Below are 23,683 nucleotides of genomic sequence, written 5' to 3' on the forward strand. Positions count from 1 at the left end.
GACTTGAAATACCCTATATACATCAATGGTTTTAGCGCGATATCTGCTTTAGGCCATGATCAGCGTACAATTAATAAAAATTATGAAAATGCATCTACTCATTTTTCAACACTGAAATTGAATTCATCTTCCGTGATGGCAGCAGCCCTTCCCTCAGATTCACTTAAAGAATTGACCAAACTATCTCAAGAAAACCCAAAATATAGAGACTTAGATAAGTCGGTGTTAATGGCACTATATACAGCTAGACAAGCCATGTCTGGTCTTGACTTCAAAGCTGAATCTACAGGAATCAATATTGGTTCTTCAAGAGGAGCAACAGGCTTATTTGAAAAATATCACAAAGCATTTCTTCAAGGTGAGCCCTTGTCTCCACTGTCATCGCCTACTACTACTTTAGGAAACATCTCCTCATGGGTAGCTCAGGATTTGGGAGTCGATGGCCCAAACATAAGCCATTCTATTACCTGTTCTACAGCCTTGCATGCGATGCTTAATGCGAAAGCATGGTTGGAAGCAGGGATGAGCGACTTGTTTCTTGTAGGAGGAGCGGAAGCTCCACTTACAGAATTTACAATTGCCCAAATGCAGGCTTTAAAATTATACTCCAGACTAGATACATCAATGCCTTGTGAAAGTTTAAAAATGGATAAAATCCAAAACTCTCTAGTCCTCGGGGAAGGATCAGCCTCCGCTGTTATGTCTCGATCTAGTGAAAAAGCCATTGCTGAAATCACCGGATTTGGATATGCTACAGAGCAAATTAGACATAATATTTCTATTTCTTCTGATGCTCAATGCTTTCAGAAGTCTATGAAAATGGCCTTAAATGAAGCAGAGCGTTTAGAGGTTGATGCTATCGTTCTTCATGCGCCTGGAACTGTAAAGGGAGACCAAGCAGAATTAGCTGCTATCGAAAAAAGTTTTACTAAAACACCTTTATTAACGACCAATAAATGGAAGCTAGGCCATACGTTTGGTGCTTCTGGTATGCTTAGTATTGAAATGGCCCTACAAATGCTTAGCCACAGGAAATTCTATGAAAACCCCTTTTATAAGCAACAAGACTCCTCCAAACCTGTTAAATCTGTTTTGATAAACGCTGTTGGTTTTGGTGGAAATGCGGTGAGCATTTTATTGGAAAAGCCTAAACATCATAAATAAATTTGACTCAAACTTCATTCAAAATAGAATATGCTCAGAGTTTTTTCTATTTTTGAATCATCAAATATACTACCATGACAAGAAACGATTGGACCAAAGAAGAAATATTAGCAATCTACAATAAGCCTTTAATGGAATTGCTTTACGAAGCAGCAACTGTACATAGAATACATCATGATCCTAATAAGGTTCAAGTCTCTACTTTGCTCTCTATTAAAACTGGAGGTTGCCCAGAAGATTGCGGATATTGTCCTCAAGCGGCTAGATACCACACAGATATTGAAGGGAATGATTTAATGAGTGTTTCCCAGGTAAAAGCTCAAGCTCTAAGAGCAAAGTCTTCAGGAAGCTCTAGAGTTTGTATGGGAGCAGCTTGGAGAAATGTAAAAGATGGTAAAGAGTTTGATAACGTTTTGGAAATGGTAAGAACCATCAATAAACTGGATATGGAAGTTTGCTGTACCCTAGGTATGGTTACAGAAAACCAAGCCAAACGTTTAGCTGAAGCAGGACTTTATGCTTACAACCATAATCTGGATTCATCTGAAGAATATTATAAAGAGGTGATATCTACACGCGGTTACCAAGACAGGCTAGACACTATAAGCAATGTTCGTAAAAGCAAAGTTACGGTGTGTAGTGGTGGAATTATAGGAATGGGAGAATCTCTTGAAGACAGAGCTGGCATGCTAGTAGCTCTGGCAACGTTGAATCCACAACCGGAATCTACACCTATCAATGCCTTAGTGCCTGTAGAAGGAACTCCTCTGGAAGAACAACAGAAAATATCTATTTGGGAAATGTTGCGTATGATAGCTACTACAAGAATTGTGATGCCAGAGACTCAGGTAAGGTTATCTGCTGGACGAACAGACATGAGTAGGGAAGGACAAGCCATGTGCTTTTTTGCAGGGGCTAATTCTATTTTTGCAGGAGATAAATTATTAACTACTCCAAATCCAAATGTGGATGATGACATGGCGATGTTCAAGTTATTGGGTCTAAAACCGCAGAAAGCTTTCGAGAAAAAGCCTCAACCTCAATCTGTTTCTGCCGAAGAATCTAAGTACAAACACTTAGGTGAGAAGCCAAAATGGTCTCGTCCAGGACACACCATAGAGCGTAACGTAGAAGCCAAAGCTAAATCAAAAACTAAGGTATAAGGACCTCCCTTTTTATTGTAAAATGACAAAGCACAAGCTTCATTTTGGTATCTTCCAGAATGAAGCTTATTTTTATTTATGATAGACTCGACAAAAAATCTAAACTTAGAACAGGTTGAAAGGATCAAAACAATTTCACCAAAAGACTTTGTCGAGAACTATGTTAAGCCTCAAAAGCCTTTGGTTATAGAACAACTTACTCACGACTGGAAGGCCTATCACAAGTGGTCACTAGACTACCTAAGTACGGTAGCTGGAGAGGTAGAAGTCCCTCTTTACGATAGCAGGCCTGCTTCTGCCAAAGATAAATTCAATCAGGCACATGCTAAAATGAAACTCAAAGATTATGTAGATCTTTTGCAAAAAGGGCCAACAGATTTAAGAATTTTTCTTTTCAATTTAATTAGAGAAGTTCCTGAGCTTAAGCGTCATTTTACAATGCCAGATCTAGGATTGAAGTTTCTAGATCGACTCCCATTTTTATTCTTTGGAGCCCAAAATACTTCTGTGTTTATGCATTACGATATAGACCTAGCAAACATCCTTCATATTCATTTTGAAGGAAAAAAACGCTGTATTATCTATCCTCCTTCACAAACGAAATACTTGTATAAAGTTCCTAACGCTCTTATAAGTCTCAATGAAATCGATTTTAATAACCCAGATTTAGATAAATTCCCAGCGCTTACTATAGCCCAAGGTTTTGAGGCTTATTTGGAGCATGGTGAAGCTCTGTATATGCCAGGAGGCTATTGGCACAACATGACGTATATCACCCCCGGATTTTCTATGAGTTTAAGAACCTTACCTAAAGGAACCAAAAATATAAGCAAAGCTCTTTATAACCTTACCATCATGCGTGGGGTCGAAAATCTTATGCGCAGATTAAAAGGTGATAAGTGGATTAACTATAAAAATGAGTTTGCCCATAAACGACAAAACAGGCATATAGAGAAAGAATTACGAAGGAAGTAGGTCATTGATGACGTCGTAAATCAATTCTGTTTCGTAGCCTTTATAGGCAAGATATTGATAGATTTTTTGTCGTTTTTTATAAGCATTGCTTTCTTTAGTGGTCCTTAATTTATATTGGGCAAGGTCTCGCAAAGTATCTACATAATCCTCTTCATCAATTTCAGAAAGTCCAGCTTTTAAATTGTAAGCAGAAATAGCTCTGGATTTTAACTCTCGAGTAATTCGAATACGGCCGTATTTTTTTATTCTGAATTTTCCCCTAGCATAGCTTCTAGCAAAGCGTTCTTCGTTGAGAAAATCTTCTTCAAGTAGCTTTATAATAATGTGGTTTTTGGCATCCTCGTACATGTCTAAGGCATCCAGTTTTTTCTCAACTTCTTGGTGGCATCTGTCTTGATAAACACAATAGTTCATCATCTTCAGTAAAGCTTCATCTACTGTAAGCGATTTTTTGGAATGAAAAGTGTTCTTAGCCATGGTTTAAAAAGAAAATTAAGACTGCAAAAGTATAAAAACAAAAAACCCCGTACTCTATAATAGAGTACGGGGTTTCAAAAATTTTTTGGTAATAACTAAACTTTGATAAGAGTGCCATCATGATCATAAAAATGATACTCTAAGTAATTGTAAGCATCTCGTGGTTGAATTTTAACCCACTTTTTGGAATCAAAAAACCACTTGCTTCTCGGAGAAGGGAAGCCCTTCATGAGATAAGCAGCAATAAAAGGATGCGCAGTAAGCGTAATTTTTTTAGTGCCTTTCTTTAAGATTTTTTGCAGATCTATATTAATTTTGTTTACAATTATAATAGGAGCCTCTATTTCACCATCAGCATTGGGATCTTTTTCTCGAGTTTTAATGTTTACTTCTGGTCGAACTCGTTGCCTCGTGATTTGGATTAATCCAAACTTACTTGGGGGTAAAATTTTATGCTTTGCTCTATCATCGCTCATCTCATCTTTGAGATGTTCGTAAAGTTTTCTTCTGTTATCTGGGTTATTCATGTCGATAAAATCTACGACTATGATTCCTCCCATGTCTCTTAATCTCAACTGACGTGCTATTTCTGTAGCACTTATCATGTTGACTTCGAGCGCTGTATCTTCTTGATTTTTGGCCTTATTACTTCTGTTTCCACTGTTAACATCTATCACGTGCATCGCTTCTGTATGCTCAATGACTAGATAAGCTCCTTTTTTCATAGTTACGGTTTTCCCAAAAGACGTTTTTATTTGTCTTTCGAGGCCGTATTTTTCAAAAATTGGAACTTTAGAGTCATAATTGGAAACTATAGATTCTTTATCTGGAGAAATTTTTCCGACATAATCTTTTATCTGTGTGAAAATAACATCATCGTCTATACAAATTGAGGTAAACGAATCGTTGAAAATATCTCTTAATATTGATGAAGCTTTATTAAGCTCACCCAAAACTTTCGAGGGTTGATGTGCTTTACTGAGTTTTCTGCACATATTTTCCCATCGTTTCATCAAATTTTGAAGGTCTTTGTCAATATCAGCTACTTTTTTGCCTTCGGCAACTGTTCTGATGATGACACTAAAACCTTTGGGTTTAATACTTTTTACCAGTCGCTTTAGTCTGCTTTTTTCTTCTTTACTTTCAATTTTCTGTGAAACTGAAACTCTATCCGAAAATGGAACTAAAACAATATAGCGGCCTGCAAGAGAAAGCTCACTGCTTAATCTTGGGCCTTTTGTAGAGATGGGTTCTTTTACAACTTGTACAAGAATAGATTGGTTGGAATGTAGCGTATCAGCTATGGATCCATTTTTATCTATTTCTTGTTCAAATGGATAATCTCTCAATGAGAAATTTTTCATTTGATTGGATGTTGCTTTTTTAACAAACTTCAACATGGTTTTGACGTTTGGTCCTAAGTCATGATAGTGTAAAAAACCATCTTTCTCGTAGCCAACATTTACAAATGCGGCGTTGAGTCCAGGTAAAGCTTTTCTAATTTTAGCTAGAAAAATATCTCCAACAGAAAAATCAAATCCTTCTGTTTCTTTATGAAGCTCTATGAGTCTTCCATCTTTTAATAAGGCAAAATCTACAGCGTCGGAACTAGAACGTACTATTAATTCCTTATTCACGCGTATTAGATTTAAGAGTCTGTAATTTTATTACAAACGAAATTATACATAAGTAACCGTAGCCTTGCTGAGGTTAGGGTTACAATTTTAAGATACAAAAATTTAAATTATAAATTTCGAAGTCAAAGAACGCTTTTAATGAGAAAAAGTAGTTTTTAACTACTTTTTCTTGTGACGGTTAGCTCTACTTCTTTTCTTTCTTTTGTGAGTAGCTACCTTATGTCTTTTTCTTTTTTTACCGCTTGGCATAAGCTTTATTTTTTATTGATTATTAAAATTTATTTTACTTCAACATTCTGTTTGACTCCTTCTACAAATATTTTGGCAGGCTTAAATGCTGGAATATTATGCGCAGGAATCTTAATTGTTGTGTTTTTTGAGATATTTCTACCTGTCTTTTCTGCTCTAGTCTTTACGATAAAACTTCCAAAACCCCTGAGATACACATTATCTCCACCTTCTAAAGAATTCTTAACTTCATCCATAAAGGTTTCTACAGTAGCTTGGACCTCACCTTTTTCCAAACCGAGTTTGTCTGAAATGTTAGCTACAATATCTGCTTTCGTCATAATTCAAAATTATTTATTTAGGATTAATCCTAGATTTTTTTGAGCCTGCAAATATAACTAATTAATCCGCAATAATTAAACACAATGCCCTAAATAGTAGGCGGATATGAATTATACTTGCAAAAAAGTAAATAATGGATTTCTCTAAACGTTTATTAGATTGGTATGAAGCCGAAAAAAGAGATTTGCCTTGGCGACATACAAAAGATCCTTATGTGATATGGCTGAGTGAAATTATTTTGCAACAAACCCAAGTTAAACAGGGCCTGCCTTACTTTCAAAAATTTACAGAACATTTCCCTACAGTGCACAATCTCGCCAAAGCTAAAGAGGATGAGGTGATGAAATTATGGCAAGGTTTAGGGTATTATTCCAGGGCAAGAAATCTTCACTTTACTGCAAAGTATGTTAGTGAAACCTTAAAAGGGAAGTTCCCAGATAATTTTAAAGACCTTAAAACCTTAAAGGGAGTTGGCGATTATACCGCTGCAGCCATTGCTTCTTTTGCTTTTGATGAATCTGTAGCGGTAGTCGACGGAAATGTACAACGCGTTGTTTCAAGATTTCTAGGAATTCACACGCCCATTAATTCTTCTGAAGGTGTCAAGGAATTCAAAACCAAAGCTCAGCAACTTATGGATACCTCCCACCCTGCAACCTACAATCAAGCTATCATGGAGTTTGGTGCTTTACATTGTCGTCCCAAATCTCCAAAATGCATGTTTTGTGTATTTCAGCAGGATTGTGTCGCCTATCAACTTGGGAAAGTCGAAGAACTTCCCGTAAAACTCAAGAAGACAATCGTTAAGAAACGCTACTTTAATTATTTGATTTTTAAAGATCAAGATAACGTAACCCTTGTTCAGAAAAGAAGAGGAGCAGGAATATGGAGAGGTCTTTATCAATTTCCTTTATTAGAATCTGAAGAGCCCTTAGAAACACCTTCTTCAGAAGACATAAAGGCTCTCCTAGACACAGGTGATATCCATATAGATCGTATTGAAAAATTGAATGAAACCCCAATAGTTCATTTGCTTTCTCATCGAAAGATTATGGCGACGTTTATTCAAGTTTCTTCTGTTGATAGCCTATCTAAACTAAAACTTTTAGAAGGAATAGAAACCCATAGTTTAAAGGAGTTACATAAACTTCCAGTTCCTGTTCTTATTCAAAATTTTATAGAATCTGAATTTTCTTTAGCATAATTCTTTTTCTTACATTTACATTAAATTACAAATCATGGCAGGAACACTCAATAAAGTTATGCTCATAGGCCATACTGGTGATGAGGTAAAGATGCATTATTTTGAAGGTGGGAATTGTATTGGCCGCTTTCCTTTGGCCACTAATGAAGAGTACATTAATAAAGCTACCAACGAAAAAGTAAGCAATACAGAATGGCACACTATAGTTGTGAGAAATAAGGCTGCTGAAGTTTGTGAAAAATACCTCAAAAAAGGGGATAAAGTATATATAGAAGGACGTATTAAAACCAAAAAATGGCAGGATGAAAAAGGAATGGATAGATATTCTACAGAGATACAGTGTTTGGAATTTACATTTTTAACACCAAAGGATCCTGTTACTCCTGGACCCCAAATTCAAGACCCTTCTGCTCAACAAAAAACTGCTTCAAAACCACCTTCAAAGCCTGAGGCTATGAAAGAGGAAGAAGATGATCTACCCTTTTAAACAAAAATCAATTCAATTTTGGAACCCGGTCCCTCGTGTCTCATCTTTTTTTCAGCATTGGAAATTATTGATGTAGTCAAAATCATACTTTTCTTTATACTTCTCATTGCATCCGCCCTTATTTCTGGGTCAGAAGTGGCTTTATTTTCATTAAAGCCATCAGATTTTGATGTGAAAGAAGGCAATGTGTCTAAACAAGAACAAATTATTATCGATTTGTTGGATAGACCCAAAAAGTTATTGGCTACAATTCTTATTGCTAATAACTTTATAAATATCTCAATCGTCTTGCTATATGCTTCTGTAAGTGATGCGTTTTATGGAGAATCAACTACTTTGTTTTTTGGGATTAGCCTCAGATTCATCATAGATGTTGGCGTAGTGACTTTCCTTATTTTGATGTTTGGAGAAATCCTACCTAAGGTATATGCCAATCGAAATAACATAGAATTTGCTCATTTCATGGCTTTGCCGCTAAGTATTCTAGACCGCTTACTTACTCCGCTTAGTCTCCCAATGCGGTCAATTACCAATACCATACAAAGCAAGTTTGGTAAGCAAAGGACCAACCTAAGCGTAGATCAATTATCTCAAGCTTTAGAATTGACGAATGAGGAGGATACCTCCAAAGATGAAAAGAAAATCTTGCAGGGTATTGTTTCTTTTGGAAACACAGATACAAAGCAAGTCATGAAACCAAGACTAGACATTTTTGCATTGAATGTAGAGCAGCATTTCTCTGAAGTTATCGCTGAAATTATAGAACATGGTTACTCTAGAATTCCAGTGTATGAGGACAATGTGGATAATATTACAGGAATACTTTATATCAAAGACTTGTTGCCTCATCTTCAGCAAAAATATTTCAACTGGCAGTCCTTGGTTAGAGAACCTTATTTTGTCCCAGAGAATAAAAAACTAGATGATTTATTAACAGACTTCCAAGAGCAAAAAAATCATTTAGCCATCGTCGTAGATGAATATGGAGGAACTAGTGGATTGATTTCTTTGGAAGATATTATAGAGGAAATTGTTGGAGACATCAGCGATGAGTTTGATGATGATGATGTTATTTATTCTAAAATAAACGATTCAACCTATGTTTTTGAAGGTAAAATACAACTAAAAGACCTTTATAAAATATTGAAGTTAAGCGATATTAAAATTGATGAATTCGAACATAATAAAGGCGAAGCAGAGACACTTGCTGGATTTGTACTGGAATCGTCAAAAGGCTTTCCAAAGAAAGAACAGCTAATCAAGTTCAATAACTTCGACTTTACTGTAGAAGCTTTAGATAGTAAGCGAATTGTTCAACTTAAAGTAAAAATTAACCCAGAAGAAACCGAATAAGATGAGGAAGTCAGTTTTAGTTTTACTCCTTGTCTTATCCGCATCTTGTGGAGAATCGCCACAGCCAAAACCCTCTGGATTTTTAGCCTTAACTTACGATACTTCAAGTTTTAAACAAGTAGAATTTGATTGCCCTTTCTCTTTTGAAAAAAATTCAGCAGCAGAAGTTGACATAAAAAATCCAAACCGGCCTTGTTGGATAAACTTGAACTATCCAAAAATGAATGCAAAAATATATTTGACGTACTCCCCTGTCAATAATAATTTAAGAGAGTTACTTATAGACGCACAAAAATTACCAGAAAAACACACCATAAAAGCAGATCTCATTGAAGCAAGTATTTATCAAAATGAGAAAAACAAAACCTCGGGTAACTTTTATGAAGTAGAAGGCGATGCTGCTTCACAAGCTCAGTTTTATTTAACAGATAGTACGTCTCATTTTCTTACAGGAGCCATATACTTTGAGGCTAAACCCAACTATGACTCTATTCTTCCTGCAGCACATTATCTTAAAAGAGATATAAGGCATTTAATGGAAACCTTGAAATGGAAATAAGAAGTTTCACCACTTTTCAGGCTTTTTCTATTTAGTAAAAAAAATACAAAGCTTCTTTAATATTAATTTACTTATTTTAATCGTGTAGCAAAAATTTAAATTTATGATGAAATCAATAGCACTAGTTATATTAAGTTTAGTAGTTCTAATCGGATGTAAAAAGGATACAGCCCAAAAGGAAAATACCACTAAAAACGAAGAACAAGCTATTTCCATAGAAGAGGAAATAACTGATTTTAGTATTACGCCAATCTCACATGCAACAGCCGTATTTACAATGAACTCTACAGTTTTTTATATAGACCCTGTGGGTGGAAAAGAGGCTTTTGAGAATCAGCCAGAGCCCAGTATTATTTTGGTGACTGATATTCATGGTGACCACTTCGATCTAGAGACTTTAAAAGCTGTTTCAACTTCAGCAACAAAAATAATTCTTCCAAAAGCAGTTGCGGATAGTATTGATGAGGAGCTTTCTGATCAATTGGTTATTTTAGGTAATGAAGAGTCAATAGAGGTGAATGGATTTACTATTGAAGGAATAGCGATGTATAATCAAGGGGATGCAAGTGAAGTTCACCATGTAAAGGGGAGCGGAAATGGATACGTGGTCGAAAAAGACGGCTTTAGAGTCTATTTTTCTGGAGATACTGATGATGTGGACGAAATGCGCAACTTGAAAGAGATCGACAAAGCTTTTATTTGTATGAACTTACCTTACACTATGGATGTAGAATCAGCTTCAGAAGGTGTCCTAGCTTTTGAGCCTAAAGAAGTCTACCCTTACCATTATCGTGGCCAAGGTGGACTTTCTGATGTTGAAAGGTTTAAGACTTTGGTCAATGCAAAAAATCCATCTATTAATGTAGAGCTATTAGACTGGTATCCACAAATGGATGAATAGTCTTTAGAAATTTACAAAAAACCCTCATTTTTTAACCCGAATTTATTAATTGAATTCATATATAAAATACACTTTTGCAAAAAATATAAGATTTGAATTCAAATTATTTAAAGTGGATTTTTCTTTTCTCTTTAGCCTTGCTTTGGGGAAGTTCGTTTATACTCATAAAGAAAGGTCTAGACGGTTTTTCTCCACTTCAATTGACGGCTTTAAGGGTTCTAATTACGGGAATATTTCTTGTGATTATCGGTTTCAAAAAAGTTAAGCAAATCAAGAAAAGTCAGTGGAAATGGATTATTATTTCAGGGTTTATCGGCACTATGTTTCCGACCCTATTATTTTCTTATGCTGAAACTGAGATTGATAGTACTATCGCTTCTATTTTGAATTCTACAGTTCCTTTGCTAGCTCTTATTACAGGTGTTTTATTTTTCAGCAAGCAATTTTTTAAAAAACAATTCACTGGAGTGATAGTAGGCTTGGCAGGATCCGTCCTTCTTATTTTGGCGGGGGCCTCTTTAAACCCAAATCAAAATTACTGGTTTGGTGTCTTACCTGTGATTGCTTCTTTGATGTATGCCTTCAATGCTAACATTTTAAAAACTTACTTAGATGACATTTCCGCATTAGGTATAGCAACTGGATCCTTTTTAGTATTGATTCCACCAGCATTTGCGATTCTGATCTTTACTGATTTTTTCGATGTAGAGTTTTTAGCTCAGGAGACAGTACAGACTTCCTTAGGCTATATTGTTTTATTAGCTTTATTTGGAACAGCACTAGCCAAGATACTTTTCAATAGGTTAATCCAGCTTTCAGATCCTGTATTTTCTACATCAGTGACGTATCTTATTCCAATCGTTGCTTTGTTTTGGGGATTTTTGGATGGAGAGAAATTCAACCTTTATCAGTTAGCAGCTGGAGTCGTTATCTTGTTTGGAGTTTATATTTCCAATCGCAAGAAAAAGCAGAAAAAGGAGGATAAAGCTAAACCTGTAGAAGCTTAGTTTATTTCGCTTTTATACCAATTTAATTTTTAAATGTTATATCAAAAATTTGAGTTAGACTACGACGCAGCTCATCACAGGTTATTTACTTAGTTGAGGAAAAAAATATAAGAATAGCACTTATTACGGTTCTATTTTATGACGATTATTAAGTGAAAAAGAAACTGATTTTACACGACATTACAGGTTTAAATTGATATTATTTAAATTTTAAAACTGGCGATCGCCCTTTCTTAAACTCTTTGCTCCAAGCGAGTCTACCAGATCTCAATTTCTTTTGCTCTTCATAGGGTAAGTGAACAATATCTTGGCATACATCAGAACAACACCCATCCCTTTTCTTCGCACATTCCTCGCATTGAATAAATAAAAGATGGCAACCATCATTAGCACAATTCACATGGATATCACATGTTTTTCCACATTGATGGCACTTTGAAATCACATCTTCAGAGATTTTCTCACTTCGGCGATCGTCGAACACAAAATTTTTTCCAAAGAATTTATTGTCTAGGCTATTGTCTTTTACCTGCCTTGCATACTCTATAATTCCACCTTCTAATTGATAGACTTTTTTAAAGCCTTTGTGCTTGTAATAAGCACTAGCTTTCTCGCAGCGAATACCACCGGTACAGTACATAACAAGGTTCTTATCTTCTTTATGATCTTTTAAATCTTCCTCTATAATATCAAGAGATTGTCTAAAGGTATCCACATCTGGAGTCACTGCATTTTTAAAATGGCCGATTTCACTTTCGTAATGATTTCTCATATCTACCAAAACAGTGTTTGGATCTTCAATCAATTCATTGAATTTTTTGGCATCTACGTGGATTCCTTTGTTAGTGACATCAAAGGTTGAGTCGTTAAGCCCATCTGTCACTATTTTAGGCCTAACCTTGATTTTAAGTTTTAGGAATGATTTATCATAATGTTGTATGGCAATATTGAGACGAACATCTTTTAAGAAATCGATGCCATCTAGAAAGTGTTTAAATTGATCAAATTTCTTGGCAGGTACAGAAAGTTGAGCATTTATACCCTCCTTTGCGATATTAATTCTACCTAAAACATCCAATGCATTCCAATTGATAAATAGGTGGTCACGAAATTCCTTAGGGTTTTCAAGATGATGATACTTGTAAAAAGAAAGGGTGAAACGTTCTTCGCCTGCTTGTTCAATAAGCTCCTCCCTTTCTTTTGAACTTAGTTTATTGTACAGTTGCATGCTATACTGATGTTTTGGTTAAAAAAAATGATTGTAATTGCAAAAGTAATTGTTTTGGATTTACAAAAAAAGCAGTCTTGAAACTAAGTCTTGTCTCCCTGAAATTGTATGAGGGTCTATAATTAAATTGACTTCCAAATTATTTTTGATTCTGAAATAAACCTGTCTGCTTGGAGCATTCAGCCAGGTTCGAAACGTCACTTGATAGCTTCTCAAAGCTAAATGTCCTAGGCCAAACAAAAGTGAGTTTAATCTGGAAATACAGCTATAAAGAGATCAGAGGAAAGTTCAGCAACCTGTTGTTGTAGACTTTTAACTGATATTTTTCCAATTTTATACTGAAGGTTCTTTTGGGTTCCACAAAGAATTTCTGTTTTAAATTTTATAGGTTGTAGGTCTTCGCGATGGTATGAAGACAGATAAACCTTAACAAGCTTTTCACTATTAAATTCAACAGGGTTTTGACTGGCTTTAGAATAGCCATAGGAGTAATCTTCAAATAGTGAAACTAAGTCGGAAAGGACGCCACTTGCTGTTGGAATACTACCTGCACCCTTCCCCTTTAAAAGGTGTTCATGAGCAAATTCAGCATCGACTTGGACTGCATTATTTTCGAAATCTATAGAAGTTATGGCTTCGGTTGTCGGTATAAATTGCGGTGCAACGTATGCCGTTAATCCTTGATCGTCTAGGTTAGAATGGCCAATTAATTTTATGCTGAAATTATTCTCTTTTGCAAATTCAACGTCCTCTGGTTTTACATGTCTTATACCAAGGTTTAAAATTTCATCAGGTGTATTTAACACTCCAAAAGCATGGTAATTACTTATGATAAGCTTGAACTTGGAGTCCCATCCGTCTATATCCAAGGTAGGGTCCGATTCTGCAAAACCATGTTTTTGAGCATCTGTGATAATATCTTCAAAAGGTTGCGGTTCCTGAAATAAGCGGGTAAGCACATAATTACTCGTACCATTGCTTATGGCCTTTAAGGAGTTTAAATTGTCGTAAGCAAAAGATGTTTCTAAGGTCCTTAAAACAGGAATACTCCCACAAACTGAAGCTTCGTAAAGTAAACTTACACCTTGTTTTTGAGCAAGACTAACAAGTTCTTTAAAATGATAAGCCAGCATTTTCTTGTTGGCGGTGACCACATGTTTCTTACTCTTTAAGGCTTCTTTTACAATATGGTAAGCTGCTTCAGCGTCGTCAATTAGCTCAAGTACGACATTAATGGAATCATCTTTCAAAATGTCTTCAGCCTCATAGCTCAATAGTGAAGCGTCTATAGACCTAGGTTTATTTGGGTTTTTAACGACGATGGTTTTGAGATGAATCCTGGAAATGGACTTTCTTTTTAAGACGTGGTAAATTCCTGACCCTACACTCCCAAATCCAAAAAGTCCAATAGTTATTTGTTGTGGCATTGGTTACAGTTTAAAATGTTTGCAGAATAATGATTTTATCTTTTCTACTTCAATCAAAAATCCATCATGACCATAGATAGAGTCTATAATTTCTAGTTTTCCTTTCGGGATATATTGAGTCAAAAACCTTTGCTCTTCCACTGGAAATAAAAGATCACTTTGGATAGCTATGACCAAAGTTTTAGCTTTAATTTTTGCCAGAGCTTTTTTACAATTACCCCTGTTTCTCCCAACATTATGGCTGTCCATAGCTTTGGATAAATACCAATAACACCGAGCATTAAAACGCTTCGAAAATTTTTCTCCTTGATATTTCTGATAAGTGGAAGCTCTAAAATGATCCGCTGTATGTTCTTGGTCTACTTGAGTATATCTATAGGTGTTATAATTTCTATAGCTCAATAAAGCAATAGCTCTTGCAGCCTCAAGCCCTTTTTTACCAGAATTTGTTTCCTTTCTATAAAAAGTAGAATCAGCTTCTATAGCCATGCGTTGAGTTTCATTTAAGGCGATTCCCCAAGAGGAATGTTTTGCATTGGTTGCTAATAGAATTAGATTTTTAATTTTATTAGGTTTTTCGATGGCCCATTCCATAGCCTGCATTCCTCCCATGGAGCCTCCAATCAGAAATTGTATGTGTTCAATTTCCAAGGCCTCACTCAATAGCTCCAAACTTTTAGTGACGTCTCGTATGCTAAATAGAGGAAAATTTAATCCATAGACTTCTCCTGTTTCTGGATTAATGCTTTTAGGGTTGGTACTTCCATAGCAAGAACCGATAATGTTGACGCACACTATAAAATACTTTTCCGTATCAATTCCTTTTTCATTTCCAATAAGACCCCTCCACCAGTCTTCTGGTTGTGCATTTGCCGTTAGCGCATGACAGACCCAAATGACGTTGGACTTTTCTCTGTTTAGTTTCCCGAGGGTGCTATAAGAAAGTTCTAGTTCTGGAAGGACTTCTCCGTTTTCCAATTGAAAGGGGTCTTGGTATTTAAAAATTTCAGGCATGAATTTCTTCCTTATAGGATGATTTATGGATATGGTAATGGATAGGCGTATCGTTACTCAAGTTATCGTTGATAGGGCATCTTTTCTTTACGTTTTTTAAAAGAAAGTCAATACTCTCTTGAGTTGCATTCGTCACAAAATTTATATCTACATCCAAAGATTGGAACCCTGCTCTGGTCTTATCGCTATGGCCTAAAAATTTAGCAGCATCTATATTTCCGTTGATGTTGATTTTCATGTCATAAATCTTCACACCAAGTTCTTTGGCGACTAGATTTATAACAACATTGAGGCATCCTGCGTAGCCTGCTAATAAATATTCTACAGGATTTGCAGCTAAATCTTGCCCGCCTAGTTCATGAGGTTCATCTACAAGAAAATTGAACTGTCTTGAATGTCCTTGGTATAGTGTTGCGTTGATACTAGACCCGTTGATTGAAAAATTTGAAATACTCATAGTTTTAGATGTTATAGGTTAGACAAGGCTTGGTCTAAGTCGTTAATAATATCGTCTATATGTTCTATGCCTACAGATATTCGAAGGAGTCCTGGAAAGACACCAGAGGCTTTTTGCTCTTCTTCATCTAGCTGTTGGTGTGTGGTAGATGCGGGATGAATTATTAATGTTTTAGCATCTCCAACGTTGGCAGTATGGATAATCAACTGAAGAGAGTCTACCAGTTGGTCTGCTTCTTCTAAAGTGCCTTTAAGTTTGAAAGACAAAACAGCTCCAAAACCTTTACGTAAATATTTTTTAGCATTTTCATGATAGGGAGAACTTTCTAAACCAGGATAATTGACATAATCCACTTTTGGATGTTCATTGAGATAGTGAGCAAGTTTTAAGGCATTATCAGAATGTCGCTCGGTTCTTAGAGATAAAGTTTCTAAGCCTTGAAGCAGGAGAAATGAGTTGAAAGGACTTATAGCTTGTCCAAAATCACGTAAGCCTTCCACTCTCGCTTTGATGGCAAAAGCAACATTTGGCAGACCAAGCTCGTTACTTTCACCAAAGACTTCCCAAAATTTAAGTCCGTGGTAACTCTCGGAAGGTTCTGTAAACCCCGGAAATTTTCCATTAGCCCAATTGAAGTTACCTGCATCAACAAGTATTCCTCCAATACTGTTTCCATGCCCTCCAATCCATTTGGTTGCTGAACTAGTGACGATATTGGCACCGTGTTTTATAGGCTGTGCAATAGCGCCTCCAGCTCCAAAGGTATTATCAACAATAAGAGGGATGTGGTATTTCTGTGCGATCTGAGCTATAGCATCAAAATCTGGAATGTTGAATTCTGGATTACCTATGGTTTCAAGATAGATCGCTTTTGTTTTATCATCGATAAGGGCTTCAAACGAGCTAGGCTCATCACCATTGGCAAATCGAGCATCGATACCTAGCTTCTTAAAGGTGACATTGAATTGATTGAAAGTTCCTCCATAAACATAAGATGTAGAAACGAAATTTTCACCGGTTTGTAAGATGGTAATCAGTGCTAGAAATTGAGCGGCAATTCCAGATGAAGTCGCTACTGCAGATACGCCACCTTCCAATGCGGCTACGCGTTTTTCAAAAACGTCTGTAGTGGGATTCATAATCCTTGTGTAGATATTCCCAAATTCCTTTAACCCAAAAAGCCTTGCAGCGTGCTTTGAATTTTGAAATTGATAAGAGGAAGTTTGATGAATTGGCACGGCTATAGAACCTGTAGTTGGATCTGCTTGCTGACCTGCATGAAGTTGTAAACTTTCGAATTTTAATGATGTAGACATAAATAAACGTTTATAATTTTTAAAATGGGAATGCTCGATTGGCCTCCAGAATTGAAAGCACTGAGCTTGATTAGGAATCGTAGAAAGCCTATGCGCACATAGAAACAGTACATGGCATAGGCTTAAGCATTCGCATATAAAGCAAGCTTAAAATACCTGATAAAATGAAGTGCGACATTCTATTCAAACTGAATAGAAAATGTAAAGTAGTTTTAGGAAAAGAGTAATTCATTTTTCTAATTTATAGGTCCCTTATCGGGCAGGATTTAGCACCTTTCAACACTTTGTTGAGGTTGCCGAGGGTCGCGGAGCCTGTCTCTCGCCTCTTCTTTATAAATCACACACCAGTTAGTGGTCAATGATAAAACAAATATAAAATAGGATTTTTGATCTACCTATTCAAAAAAAACCCAATATGTTAAAAGTAAGTTAATAATATGACCAAATTTTCTTCAATGAAAAAAGCCCTGAAATTCAGGGCTTTTTTAAAATGTTGTCAAAAACAACAAAGTTTGGCTAATTCGTTGTTATACATTTTTATAATAGTCAAAATATAACAACGTCAGCCCCCATCGATTTTACAACTACACACGGTGGTAAATGAGAATGATACCCCGTGTACATTAGTTATAGATGTTTTAATTAGAAATTTCAAATTCTATCTTTAATATTAAGATACACAATAAACGAATGGTTGCGTGAATAACAACAATATTAAAAAGAAATACTATTTTTACAAAAAACGAATTCAAATAAAAAACATGGCAAAAGAGAATAGCGAGAAAGATGCAAAGTTGAAAGCCCTTCAATTGACTTTAGACAAGCTAGACAAGACTTACGGTAAGGGAACGGTGATGAAGATGAGTGACCAAGCTGTTCAAGACATAGAAGCGATTTCTTCCGGCTCTTTAGGCCTGAATTTGGCTCTGGGTGTTGGAGGTTACCCTAGGGGAAGAGTTGTTGAAATATATGGACCAGAATCATCAGGAAAAACAACTTTGGCACTGCACGCTATTGCAGAAGCTCAAAAAGCTGGAGGTATTGCTGCCTTTATTGATGCAGAACATGCCTTTGACAGAACCTATGCAAAGAATTTAAACATCGATGTTGATAATCTAATTATCTCTCAACCAGACCACGGTGAACAAGCTTTAGAGATTACTGAAAACTTAATTCGTTCTGGAGCCATAGATATTATTGTTATTGACTCTGTTGCAGCCTTGACTCCAAAAAGTGAAATAGAAGGAGAAATGGGAGATTCCAAAATGGGCCTTCATGCAAGATTGATGTCTCAGGCATTAAGGAAAATGACCTCTACAATTAGCAAAACCAATTGTACGGTGATTTTCATTAACCAATTGAGGGAGAAAATTGGGGTAATGTTTGGGAATCCAGAAACAACTACAGGGGGTAATGCACTTAAATTTTATGCTTCTGTAAGATTGGATATAAGACGATCTACTCAAATTAAAAATTCCAATAGTGATGTACTCGGAAACAAAACCCGTGTTAAGGTGGTTAAAAACAAAGTGGCTCCACCTTTCAAAATGGCAGAATTTGATATCATGTATGGAACTGGTGTTTCAAAAATAGGTGAAATTATAGACATTGGTGTTGATTATGAAATTATCAAGAAAGCAGGGTCTTGGTTTAGCTATGAAGAGACAAAGCTAGGGCAAGGTAGAGACGCAGTAAAGACACTTCTTCTCGACAATCCTGAGCTTATGGAAGAATTAGAAGTGAAGATTATAAAAGCCATTAAGGTGGCCAAGGAAGGTAATTAAAATAAATTTTCGATTTAAAAGATTTACGAAAGAACCGAGTTTTAAACCTCGGTTTTTTTTGTGATATAAGTTTATTACATTTATCAACGCAACCTTTTTAAGAACAGCTCGTCTATTAATAAACAATTACTAATGAAATTACAGAGTAAAACTTTTAGTGTATTATTTTTTAGTGCGTTTGTTTTGATAGGATGCGATGTAGACGATGATGGTTTTTTTCAAAGCACTCAAGTCTCTCCTGTTTTGAGTGCTAATGTACCCGACACGATGGTTATTGGAGAACCTTATTCTCTAGAGGTTACTTACCAAAAGGACTCTGACTGTCACATCTTTTCAAACTTTGAAGTTTTACCACAAGGGGATAGTTTGGTTTTCGTTAGAGCGGTTACGTTATTCACACAAGCCTCAAATTGTAGCCAAGATGCATTAGCTGAATTAAAAGATTTGGAATTTGTCAATATATTTGAAACTAATTTCATTTTTAAATTTTTAAAGGATTTTGATGATGAAGGTGATCCTGTTTATATAGATAAAGAAGTTATTGTTATAGAATAAATGGAATTAAAAAAACTAATAAAGCGCTGTAAAGACCAGGATATCTCATCACAAAAACTTTTGTATGAGATGTTTTCAAGTGTGCTATTTAGTATTTCATTAAAATATTCAAGAAATTATGCAGAGGCAGAAGATAATCTTCAAGATGCTTTTATTCAAATTTTCGAAAAGATACATCAGTTTGAACATAAGGGGTCCTTTGAAGGGTGGTTAAAACGGATTACGGTTAATATTTGCTTGCAACGTTATAGAAGTCAGAAGGTTTTTGAACTTGTAAATGAGGATGCTTTACAAGCAGATGACGCTTATGTAGTTGATGAAGACTACTCTCTATCTTTTCTGTTGAACTGTATCCAAAATTTACCAAACCGATATAGACTTGTATTTAACCTTTATGTCCTTGATGGATTTTCGCATAATGAAATTGCATTAAAACTCAAGATATCGGAGGGTACTTCAAAATCTAACCTTTCTAGAGCCAAAGATATTTTACGTAAAAAAATAAATGCCATCAACGAAGAAGGAATGTATTCTTATAAAATTGATAATTAAGTTATGAGACCTTCAAAACATATCGACCGACTGTTTCAAGAAAGTTTTAAAGACTTTCAAGAATCTCCTTCTCCAAAAGTTTGGAAGGGTATTGAGAAAAAACTGTCTGAAAAAAAACGCAGAAATAAAATTATTCCATTTTGGTGGAGAGCGGCTTCCATTGCAGCAATGCTTACTTTGTTTTTCTCGATAGGGTTTTTCTATCAGAATAAAATTAATAAGCAAAACCCTATTTTGACGACTAGATCGTTCGAAAATCTAAAGATACGAGGAACAGGTTTGTTGGAAACTCTCACAAAACAAGAATATGGTTTTAGCTCGGTCAACAATCGATTAACAAAATATGAGAATAATCTAGAATCACTTTTCACTTTCCAACCTATCATAGAAATTGAAGAAACGGTAAGAAAGGTTAAGCAAAACAGATTGAGTTCTTCAAGATTGGCTCAAACTTCAGTTAATCCTGATAGTATGCCTTTTACATCGTTAGTATCTAATTCAATATCAACTTTTGTAGTCTCTAAGACCATAGCAAGTGAGACGTTAAAGTCTGAAAATAGAAAGAAAAAGTCCATATTTGATGTGATAGAAGAGCAAAATAAAAACATTGTTATAGAGGAAACAAAACTCCCTCATCAATGGGAGATTCAACCTAATATTGCTCCCGTATTCATGAATTCATTTAATGGAGGAAATGCGATAAATGAAGAGTTACAAGGCAAAACCAGCAGCAATGCAAATGTGTCTTATGGTATAAACGTGGCTTATGCTATTAACAGAAGGGTTAAGATAAGGACAGGAATTAACCAAGTTGCCATGGGGTATAATACTCAGGATGTTATTTTATCTTCTTCTTCTTCTTCCTTCAGAGATCAAGGTTTTCAGTCGGATAATCTTGCCTCTAAAACTTCAATAGGGAATGTTTCATTAATCAATGCAAATTCAAAAGCTACTTCCCGAAACCAAGCTTCTTCTAACTCCATAATATCTTCTTCCGGATTCAGTTCGACTGGAAGGCTAAGCCACGAGTTAGGGTTTTTAGAAGTTCCCTTAGAAGTAGAATACGCCTTATTAGATTCAAAACTTGGGATTCATATTTTAGGAGGGGGTAGCACATTTATGCTTAATAACAATGAAATCTTTTTTGAAGAAGGTGAAACATCCTCCAATATTGGTGAAGCAGATAACCTTAACAACTTTAGTTTTAGTGCTAATTTTGGGATTGGGTTTGACTATTCTATTTCAAAAAAAATATCTCTCAATTTAGAACCAAAACTGATGTATCAGATCAACACCTTCCAAAGTAATACAACAGATTTTCAGCCTTATTTTTTCGGGGTATATTCAGGCATAAAACTGAAGTTTTAAGTTAATAAAGCGATCTTACTAAGAAAATTTTTTAGAGCAATGTTAATTATGTAAGTAAAAAAATTAACTTTGTTTATATGAAGGTTGAAAACTATATAAAGCAATTACTTTACAGGTACGAATGCGTTATTGTTCCTGGTTTCGGGGCATTTGTAACTCAAAAGAGATCATCGGTTTACGATGACGAAGGGCATAGATTTACGCCTCCTTCCAATCATGTTACCTTTAATAAAGCCATACAGAACCAAGATGGGCTTTTAGCAGAAACAATTGCTAAAGCTGAATCTATGGACTTTGAAAGTGCAAAGTTTAAAATTAAGCTTTTTGTAGATGATTTTTTAACTGCTTTATCCCAAGACAAAATCCTTAAGTTATCTAAATTAGGGATGTTTTACTTAGATACAGAATTTAAGATTTCCTTCGAACCTGAGGAAACTGAAAATTATTTTGTAGACTCTTTTGGGCTGGAGGCTTTCGGTTTAATAGGCTTAGCAAAATCTGAATTAAGTTTAGATAAAGCTGAAAAAGAGGGCACTCCTGAACGCACGCTAACAGAGTCAACTTCAGAAGAAAAAGACGTTTCAAAAACAAAAACATATTTTAAATATGCAGCAATAGGAATTCTAGCTATAGGCTTGGCGGGTTTTGTTGGTTTACATCAATACAACGACCATGTGGTTTCGCATAACTATACCGAATCTTTAAAGGCTGAAACTCTCTTACAGGAAAGAATACAAGCTGCTAAATTTAATTTTACGCTTTCCAATTTGGACTTAGAAACCAAAAAGGTAGAAACCATCTTACCCAAATACCATATCATAGCCGGAGCGTTTAGAGTTAAAGCTAATGCTGAACGAAAAGTTAAGCTTTTACAACAAGATGGCTATCCTGCTACATTGATTGGTAAAAACGCTTATGGATTACATCAAGTGGCCTTTGCAAGTTATTCCGATCAGGAATCGGCTTTAAATTCTCTTGGAAAGATAAAATCCATAGAGAATCCAAATGCTTGGCTATTTGTTAAGCAACTTTAAGATTCCTTTTACACTACAAACCTTATCTTTGCAAAAAAGCAGTAATGGAAGTTAAATATCCTGAAGATTCAAAGACTATACTAACCGATTTGGTTTTACCTAGTGAAACCAATCCACTCAACAACTTGTTTGGTGGAGAGTTGTTAGCTAGGATGGATCGAGCAGCAAGTATTGCGGCAAGAAGGCATTCTAGGCGTATAGTGGTAACAGCTTCTGTCAATCACGTTGCATTTAACAAAGCCATTCCTCTAGGTAGTGTTGTAACTGTTGAAGCCAAAGTCACTAGAAGTTTCAAAACGTCTATGGAGATTTTTCTAGATGTATGGATAGAAGATAGAGAAAGCGGTAGACGATCTAAAGCTAACGAAGCCATTTATACCTTTGTTGCCGTGGATGATACTGGCAACCCAGTTCCGGTCCCAAGGCTAGAGCCGCAAACAGAACTCGAAAATGAGAGATATGATGCCGCTCTTAGGCGAAAACAGCTTAGCTTAGTCCTAGCTGGTAAAATGAAACCAAAAGACGCTACCGAATTAAAAGCCTTATTTGAAAACGATAAATAAATAATATGTACCAAGCTTTACAAACTGTTCATTCATACTGGGCTTATCTAGTTGTTTTAGTACTTACCCTCGCTACCTTTAACGCTATTATTAAGACGTTAGGGAAGAAATATTTTGGGCCTCAAGATTTTAGAATTTCACTTTTTACATTGATTGTCTCCCACATGCAATTGCTTATAGGTTTTATAATTTATTTTGTAAGTCCTTACTTCTCCGCTTTTTCTGAAGTAGGTATGAAAGGAGTCATGAATGATAGTGTGTTGAGATTGTATCTCATTGAGCACCCATTAACTATGATTATCGCTATTGTTCTTATAACAGTAGGCTATAGCAAGCACAAAAATAAATTAGTTTCCAATAAGAAATTTAGGACGATTGCAATTTTTTATTCCTTAGCGCTATTGCTGATACTATCTAGGATACCTTGGAATGCTTGGTTCTAAACTTTACTGGTTATGAACCTTATAGCGAGAAACAAATCTATTGGCTTGTATTACTGTTATAATTTCAAACGTTGGATTTAAACCTTAAAAACAAAACGAGTTTCATTGACTATCACTTGCGATTTGCTTCTTCTATTTTAATATCAAAGTTATTTTTTTTAAAGCTTTAAATTAAAAGGACTTAAATTTGATCATTGCTCAAAAATATGTTCCACTAGAAAAGCCTTTACTATTAGTTGATATGTAAGTGTACTACTCATGGCTGTTTTTTGACAATTTAAATAATTAATGTCGTTATTATTTAAATTTAACTACCGCAAAACCTTATTAATTCCAGATAACAGAAAGTGAGTTTGGACTAAAATCACTTCGAAAGAGGCAATCGAGTTATAGGCTTGAGAAACGAATAATCTGGCTAGAATCTATTCTTACCAAGCGTCTTAAA

General features: G+C 35.5%; 24 protein-coding genes and 1 riboswitch. Of the genes, 16 read left to right on the forward strand and 8 right to left on the reverse strand.

Features of this window, described 5'->3' with window-relative positions; genetic code table 11:
• Nucleotides 1–3: 3 nt before the first annotated feature.
• The 3 genes from CXF67_RS10000 to CXF67_RS10010 all read left to right on the forward strand — a co-directional run bounded on the left by CXF67_RS10000 (nucleotide 4) and on the right by CXF67_RS10010 (nucleotide 3,302).
• A complete protein-coding gene (locus tag CXF67_RS10000) occupies nucleotides 4–1,164 on the forward strand; it encodes a beta-ketoacyl synthase N-terminal-like domain-containing protein (protein WP_102088612.1) in 1,161 nt (386 codons plus the stop codon).
• A gap of 74 nt (nucleotides 1,165–1,238) precedes the next feature.
• A complete protein-coding gene (gene bioB / locus CXF67_RS10005; protein ID WP_102088613.1) occupies nucleotides 1,239–2,327 on the forward strand; it encodes a biotin synthase BioB in 1,089 nt (362 codons plus the stop codon).
• A 78-nt stretch (nucleotides 2,328–2,405) separates the two neighbouring features.
• Complete coding sequence (locus tag CXF67_RS10010; RefSeq protein WP_102088614.1) at nucleotides 2,406–3,302, forward strand: cupin-like domain-containing protein; 897 nt, start codon at nucleotides 2,406–2,408, stop codon at nucleotides 3,300–3,302.
• Here the strand turns inward: CXF67_RS10010 and CXF67_RS10015 are convergent.
• The 3 genes from CXF67_RS10015 to CXF67_RS10025 all read right to left on the reverse strand — a co-directional run bounded on the left by CXF67_RS10015 (nucleotide 3,288) and on the right by CXF67_RS10025 (nucleotide 5,985).
• The gene (locus tag CXF67_RS10015; protein ID WP_102088615.1) at nucleotides 3,288–3,779 is read right to left on the reverse strand and encodes a regulatory protein RecX; all 492 of its coding nucleotides are present in this window, start codon (nucleotides 3,777–3,779) and stop codon (nucleotides 3,288–3,290) included. The genes CXF67_RS10010 and CXF67_RS10015 overlap by 15 nt on opposite strands.
• 95 nt (nucleotides 3,780–3,874) lie before the next feature.
• A complete protein-coding gene (locus tag CXF67_RS10020; RefSeq protein WP_102088616.1) occupies nucleotides 3,875–5,416 on the reverse strand; it encodes an Rne/Rng family ribonuclease in 1,542 nt (513 codons plus the stop codon).
• Between the two features lie 278 nt (nucleotides 5,417–5,694).
• Nucleotides 5,695–5,985, reverse strand: a complete 291-nt coding sequence (locus CXF67_RS10025; RefSeq protein ID WP_015023869.1) for an HU family DNA-binding protein — start codon at nucleotides 5,983–5,985, stop codon at nucleotides 5,695–5,697.
• 134 nt (nucleotides 5,986–6,119) lie between these two features.
• Between CXF67_RS10025 and mutY the strand changes: the two genes are divergently transcribed.
• The 6 genes from mutY to CXF67_RS10055 all read left to right on the forward strand — a co-directional run bounded on the left by mutY (nucleotide 6,120) and on the right by CXF67_RS10055 (nucleotide 11,497).
• The gene (mutY, locus tag CXF67_RS10030) at nucleotides 6,120–7,190 is read left to right on the forward strand and encodes an A/G-specific adenine glycosylase (RefSeq protein WP_102088617.1); all 1,071 of its coding nucleotides are present in this window, start codon (nucleotides 6,120–6,122) and stop codon (nucleotides 7,188–7,190) included.
• Nucleotides 7,191–7,224: 34 nt separating this feature from the next.
• Nucleotides 7,225–7,677 (forward strand): single-stranded DNA-binding protein, encoded by a 453-nt coding sequence (locus CXF67_RS10035; protein WP_102088618.1) that lies wholly within the window; start codon nucleotides 7,225–7,227, stop codon nucleotides 7,675–7,677.
• Between the two features lie 18 nt (nucleotides 7,678–7,695).
• Complete coding sequence (locus tag CXF67_RS10040; RefSeq protein WP_102088619.1) at nucleotides 7,696–9,030, forward strand: gliding motility-associated protein GldE; 1,335 nt, start codon at nucleotides 7,696–7,698, stop codon at nucleotides 9,028–9,030.
• Nucleotide 9,031: 1 nt separating this feature from the next.
• Nucleotides 9,032–9,589: a gliding motility lipoprotein GldD gene (gene gldD / locus CXF67_RS10045; protein ID WP_102088620.1), complete on the forward strand. Its 558-nt coding sequence runs from the start codon at nucleotides 9,032–9,034 to the stop codon at nucleotides 9,587–9,589.
• A 103-nt stretch (nucleotides 9,590–9,692) separates the two neighbouring features.
• Complete coding sequence (locus CXF67_RS10050; protein ID WP_102088621.1) at nucleotides 9,693–10,490, forward strand: MBL fold metallo-hydrolase; 798 nt, start codon at nucleotides 9,693–9,695, stop codon at nucleotides 10,488–10,490.
• A gap of 92 nt (nucleotides 10,491–10,582) precedes the next feature.
• Nucleotides 10,583–11,497 (forward strand): DMT family transporter, encoded by a 915-nt coding sequence (locus tag CXF67_RS10055; protein ID WP_102088622.1) that lies wholly within the window; start codon nucleotides 10,583–10,585, stop codon nucleotides 11,495–11,497.
• 199 nt (nucleotides 11,498–11,696) lie between these two features.
• On the opposite strand, the gene trhO is transcribed toward CXF67_RS10055, so the two are convergent.
• The 5 genes from trhO to CXF67_RS10080 form a co-directional block, all read right to left on the reverse strand.
• Complete coding sequence (gene trhO / locus CXF67_RS10060; RefSeq protein WP_102088623.1) at nucleotides 11,697–12,725, reverse strand: oxygen-dependent tRNA uridine(34) hydroxylase TrhO; 1,029 nt, start codon at nucleotides 12,723–12,725, stop codon at nucleotides 11,697–11,699.
• A 248-nt stretch (nucleotides 12,726–12,973) separates the two neighbouring features.
• On the reverse strand, nucleotides 12,974–14,152 hold the full coding sequence (locus CXF67_RS10065) for a homoserine dehydrogenase (RefSeq protein WP_102088624.1): 1,179 nt from the start codon (nucleotides 14,150–14,152) through the stop codon (nucleotides 12,974–12,976).
• Between the two features lie 3 nt (nucleotides 14,153–14,155).
• A complete protein-coding gene (gene metX / locus CXF67_RS10070) occupies nucleotides 14,156–15,166 on the reverse strand; it encodes a homoserine O-acetyltransferase MetX (protein WP_102088625.1) in 1,011 nt (336 codons plus the stop codon).
• Nucleotides 15,159–15,623, reverse strand: coding sequence for an OsmC family protein (locus CXF67_RS10075; protein WP_102088626.1), 465 nt, complete (start codon nucleotides 15,621–15,623; stop codon nucleotides 15,159–15,161). The genes metX and CXF67_RS10075 overlap by 8 nt, the downstream gene beginning before the upstream one ends.
• An 11-nt stretch (nucleotides 15,624–15,634) precedes the next feature.
• Nucleotides 15,635–16,939 carry an O-acetylhomoserine aminocarboxypropyltransferase/cysteine synthase family protein gene (locus CXF67_RS10080; protein ID WP_102088627.1) on the reverse strand — a complete coding sequence of 435 codons (1,305 nt, stop codon included), beginning with the start codon at nucleotides 16,937–16,939 and terminating at the stop codon, nucleotides 15,635–15,637.
• A gap of 238 nt (nucleotides 16,940–17,177) precedes the next feature.
• Nucleotides 17,178–17,278: riboswitch (SAM riboswitch) on the reverse strand.
• A gap of 422 nt (nucleotides 17,279–17,700) precedes the next feature.
• Here CXF67_RS10080 and recA point away from each other — a divergent pair.
• From recA to CXF67_RS10115, 7 genes are all read left to right on the forward strand, one after another.
• The gene (gene recA, locus CXF67_RS10085) at nucleotides 17,701–18,723 is read left to right on the forward strand and encodes a recombinase RecA (RefSeq protein ID WP_102088628.1); all 1,023 of its coding nucleotides are present in this window, start codon (nucleotides 17,701–17,703) and stop codon (nucleotides 18,721–18,723) included.
• Between the two features lie 132 nt (nucleotides 18,724–18,855).
• Nucleotides 18,856–19,278: a hypothetical protein gene (locus CXF67_RS10090; RefSeq protein ID WP_102088629.1), complete on the forward strand. Its 423-nt coding sequence runs from the start codon at nucleotides 18,856–18,858 to the stop codon at nucleotides 19,276–19,278.
• Nucleotides 19,279–19,830: an RNA polymerase sigma factor gene (locus CXF67_RS10095; protein ID WP_102088630.1), complete on the forward strand. Its 552-nt coding sequence runs from the start codon at nucleotides 19,279–19,281 to the stop codon at nucleotides 19,828–19,830.
• A gap of 3 nt (nucleotides 19,831–19,833) precedes the next feature.
• On the forward strand, nucleotides 19,834–21,198 hold the full coding sequence (locus tag CXF67_RS10100; protein ID WP_102088631.1) for an outer membrane beta-barrel protein: 1,365 nt from the start codon (nucleotides 19,834–19,836) through the stop codon (nucleotides 21,196–21,198).
• Between the two features lie 77 nt (nucleotides 21,199–21,275).
• Nucleotides 21,276–22,232 (forward strand): HU domain-containing protein, encoded by a 957-nt coding sequence (locus CXF67_RS10105; protein WP_102088632.1) that lies wholly within the window; start codon nucleotides 21,276–21,278, stop codon nucleotides 22,230–22,232.
• Between the two features lie 44 nt (nucleotides 22,233–22,276).
• On the forward strand, nucleotides 22,277–22,795 hold the full coding sequence (locus CXF67_RS10110; protein WP_102088633.1) for an acyl-CoA thioesterase: 519 nt from the start codon (nucleotides 22,277–22,279) through the stop codon (nucleotides 22,793–22,795).
• 5 nt (nucleotides 22,796–22,800) lie between these two features.
• Nucleotides 22,801–23,238, forward strand: coding sequence for a hypothetical protein (locus tag CXF67_RS10115; RefSeq protein ID WP_102088634.1), 438 nt, complete (start codon nucleotides 22,801–22,803; stop codon nucleotides 23,236–23,238).
• Nucleotides 23,239–23,683 lie beyond the last annotated feature (445 nt).

This window comes from Psychroflexus sp. MES1-P1E (assembly GCF_002836055.1).
In the GTDB taxonomy this organism is placed as follows: Bacteria; Bacteroidota; Bacteroidia; order Flavobacteriales; family Flavobacteriaceae; genus Psychroflexus.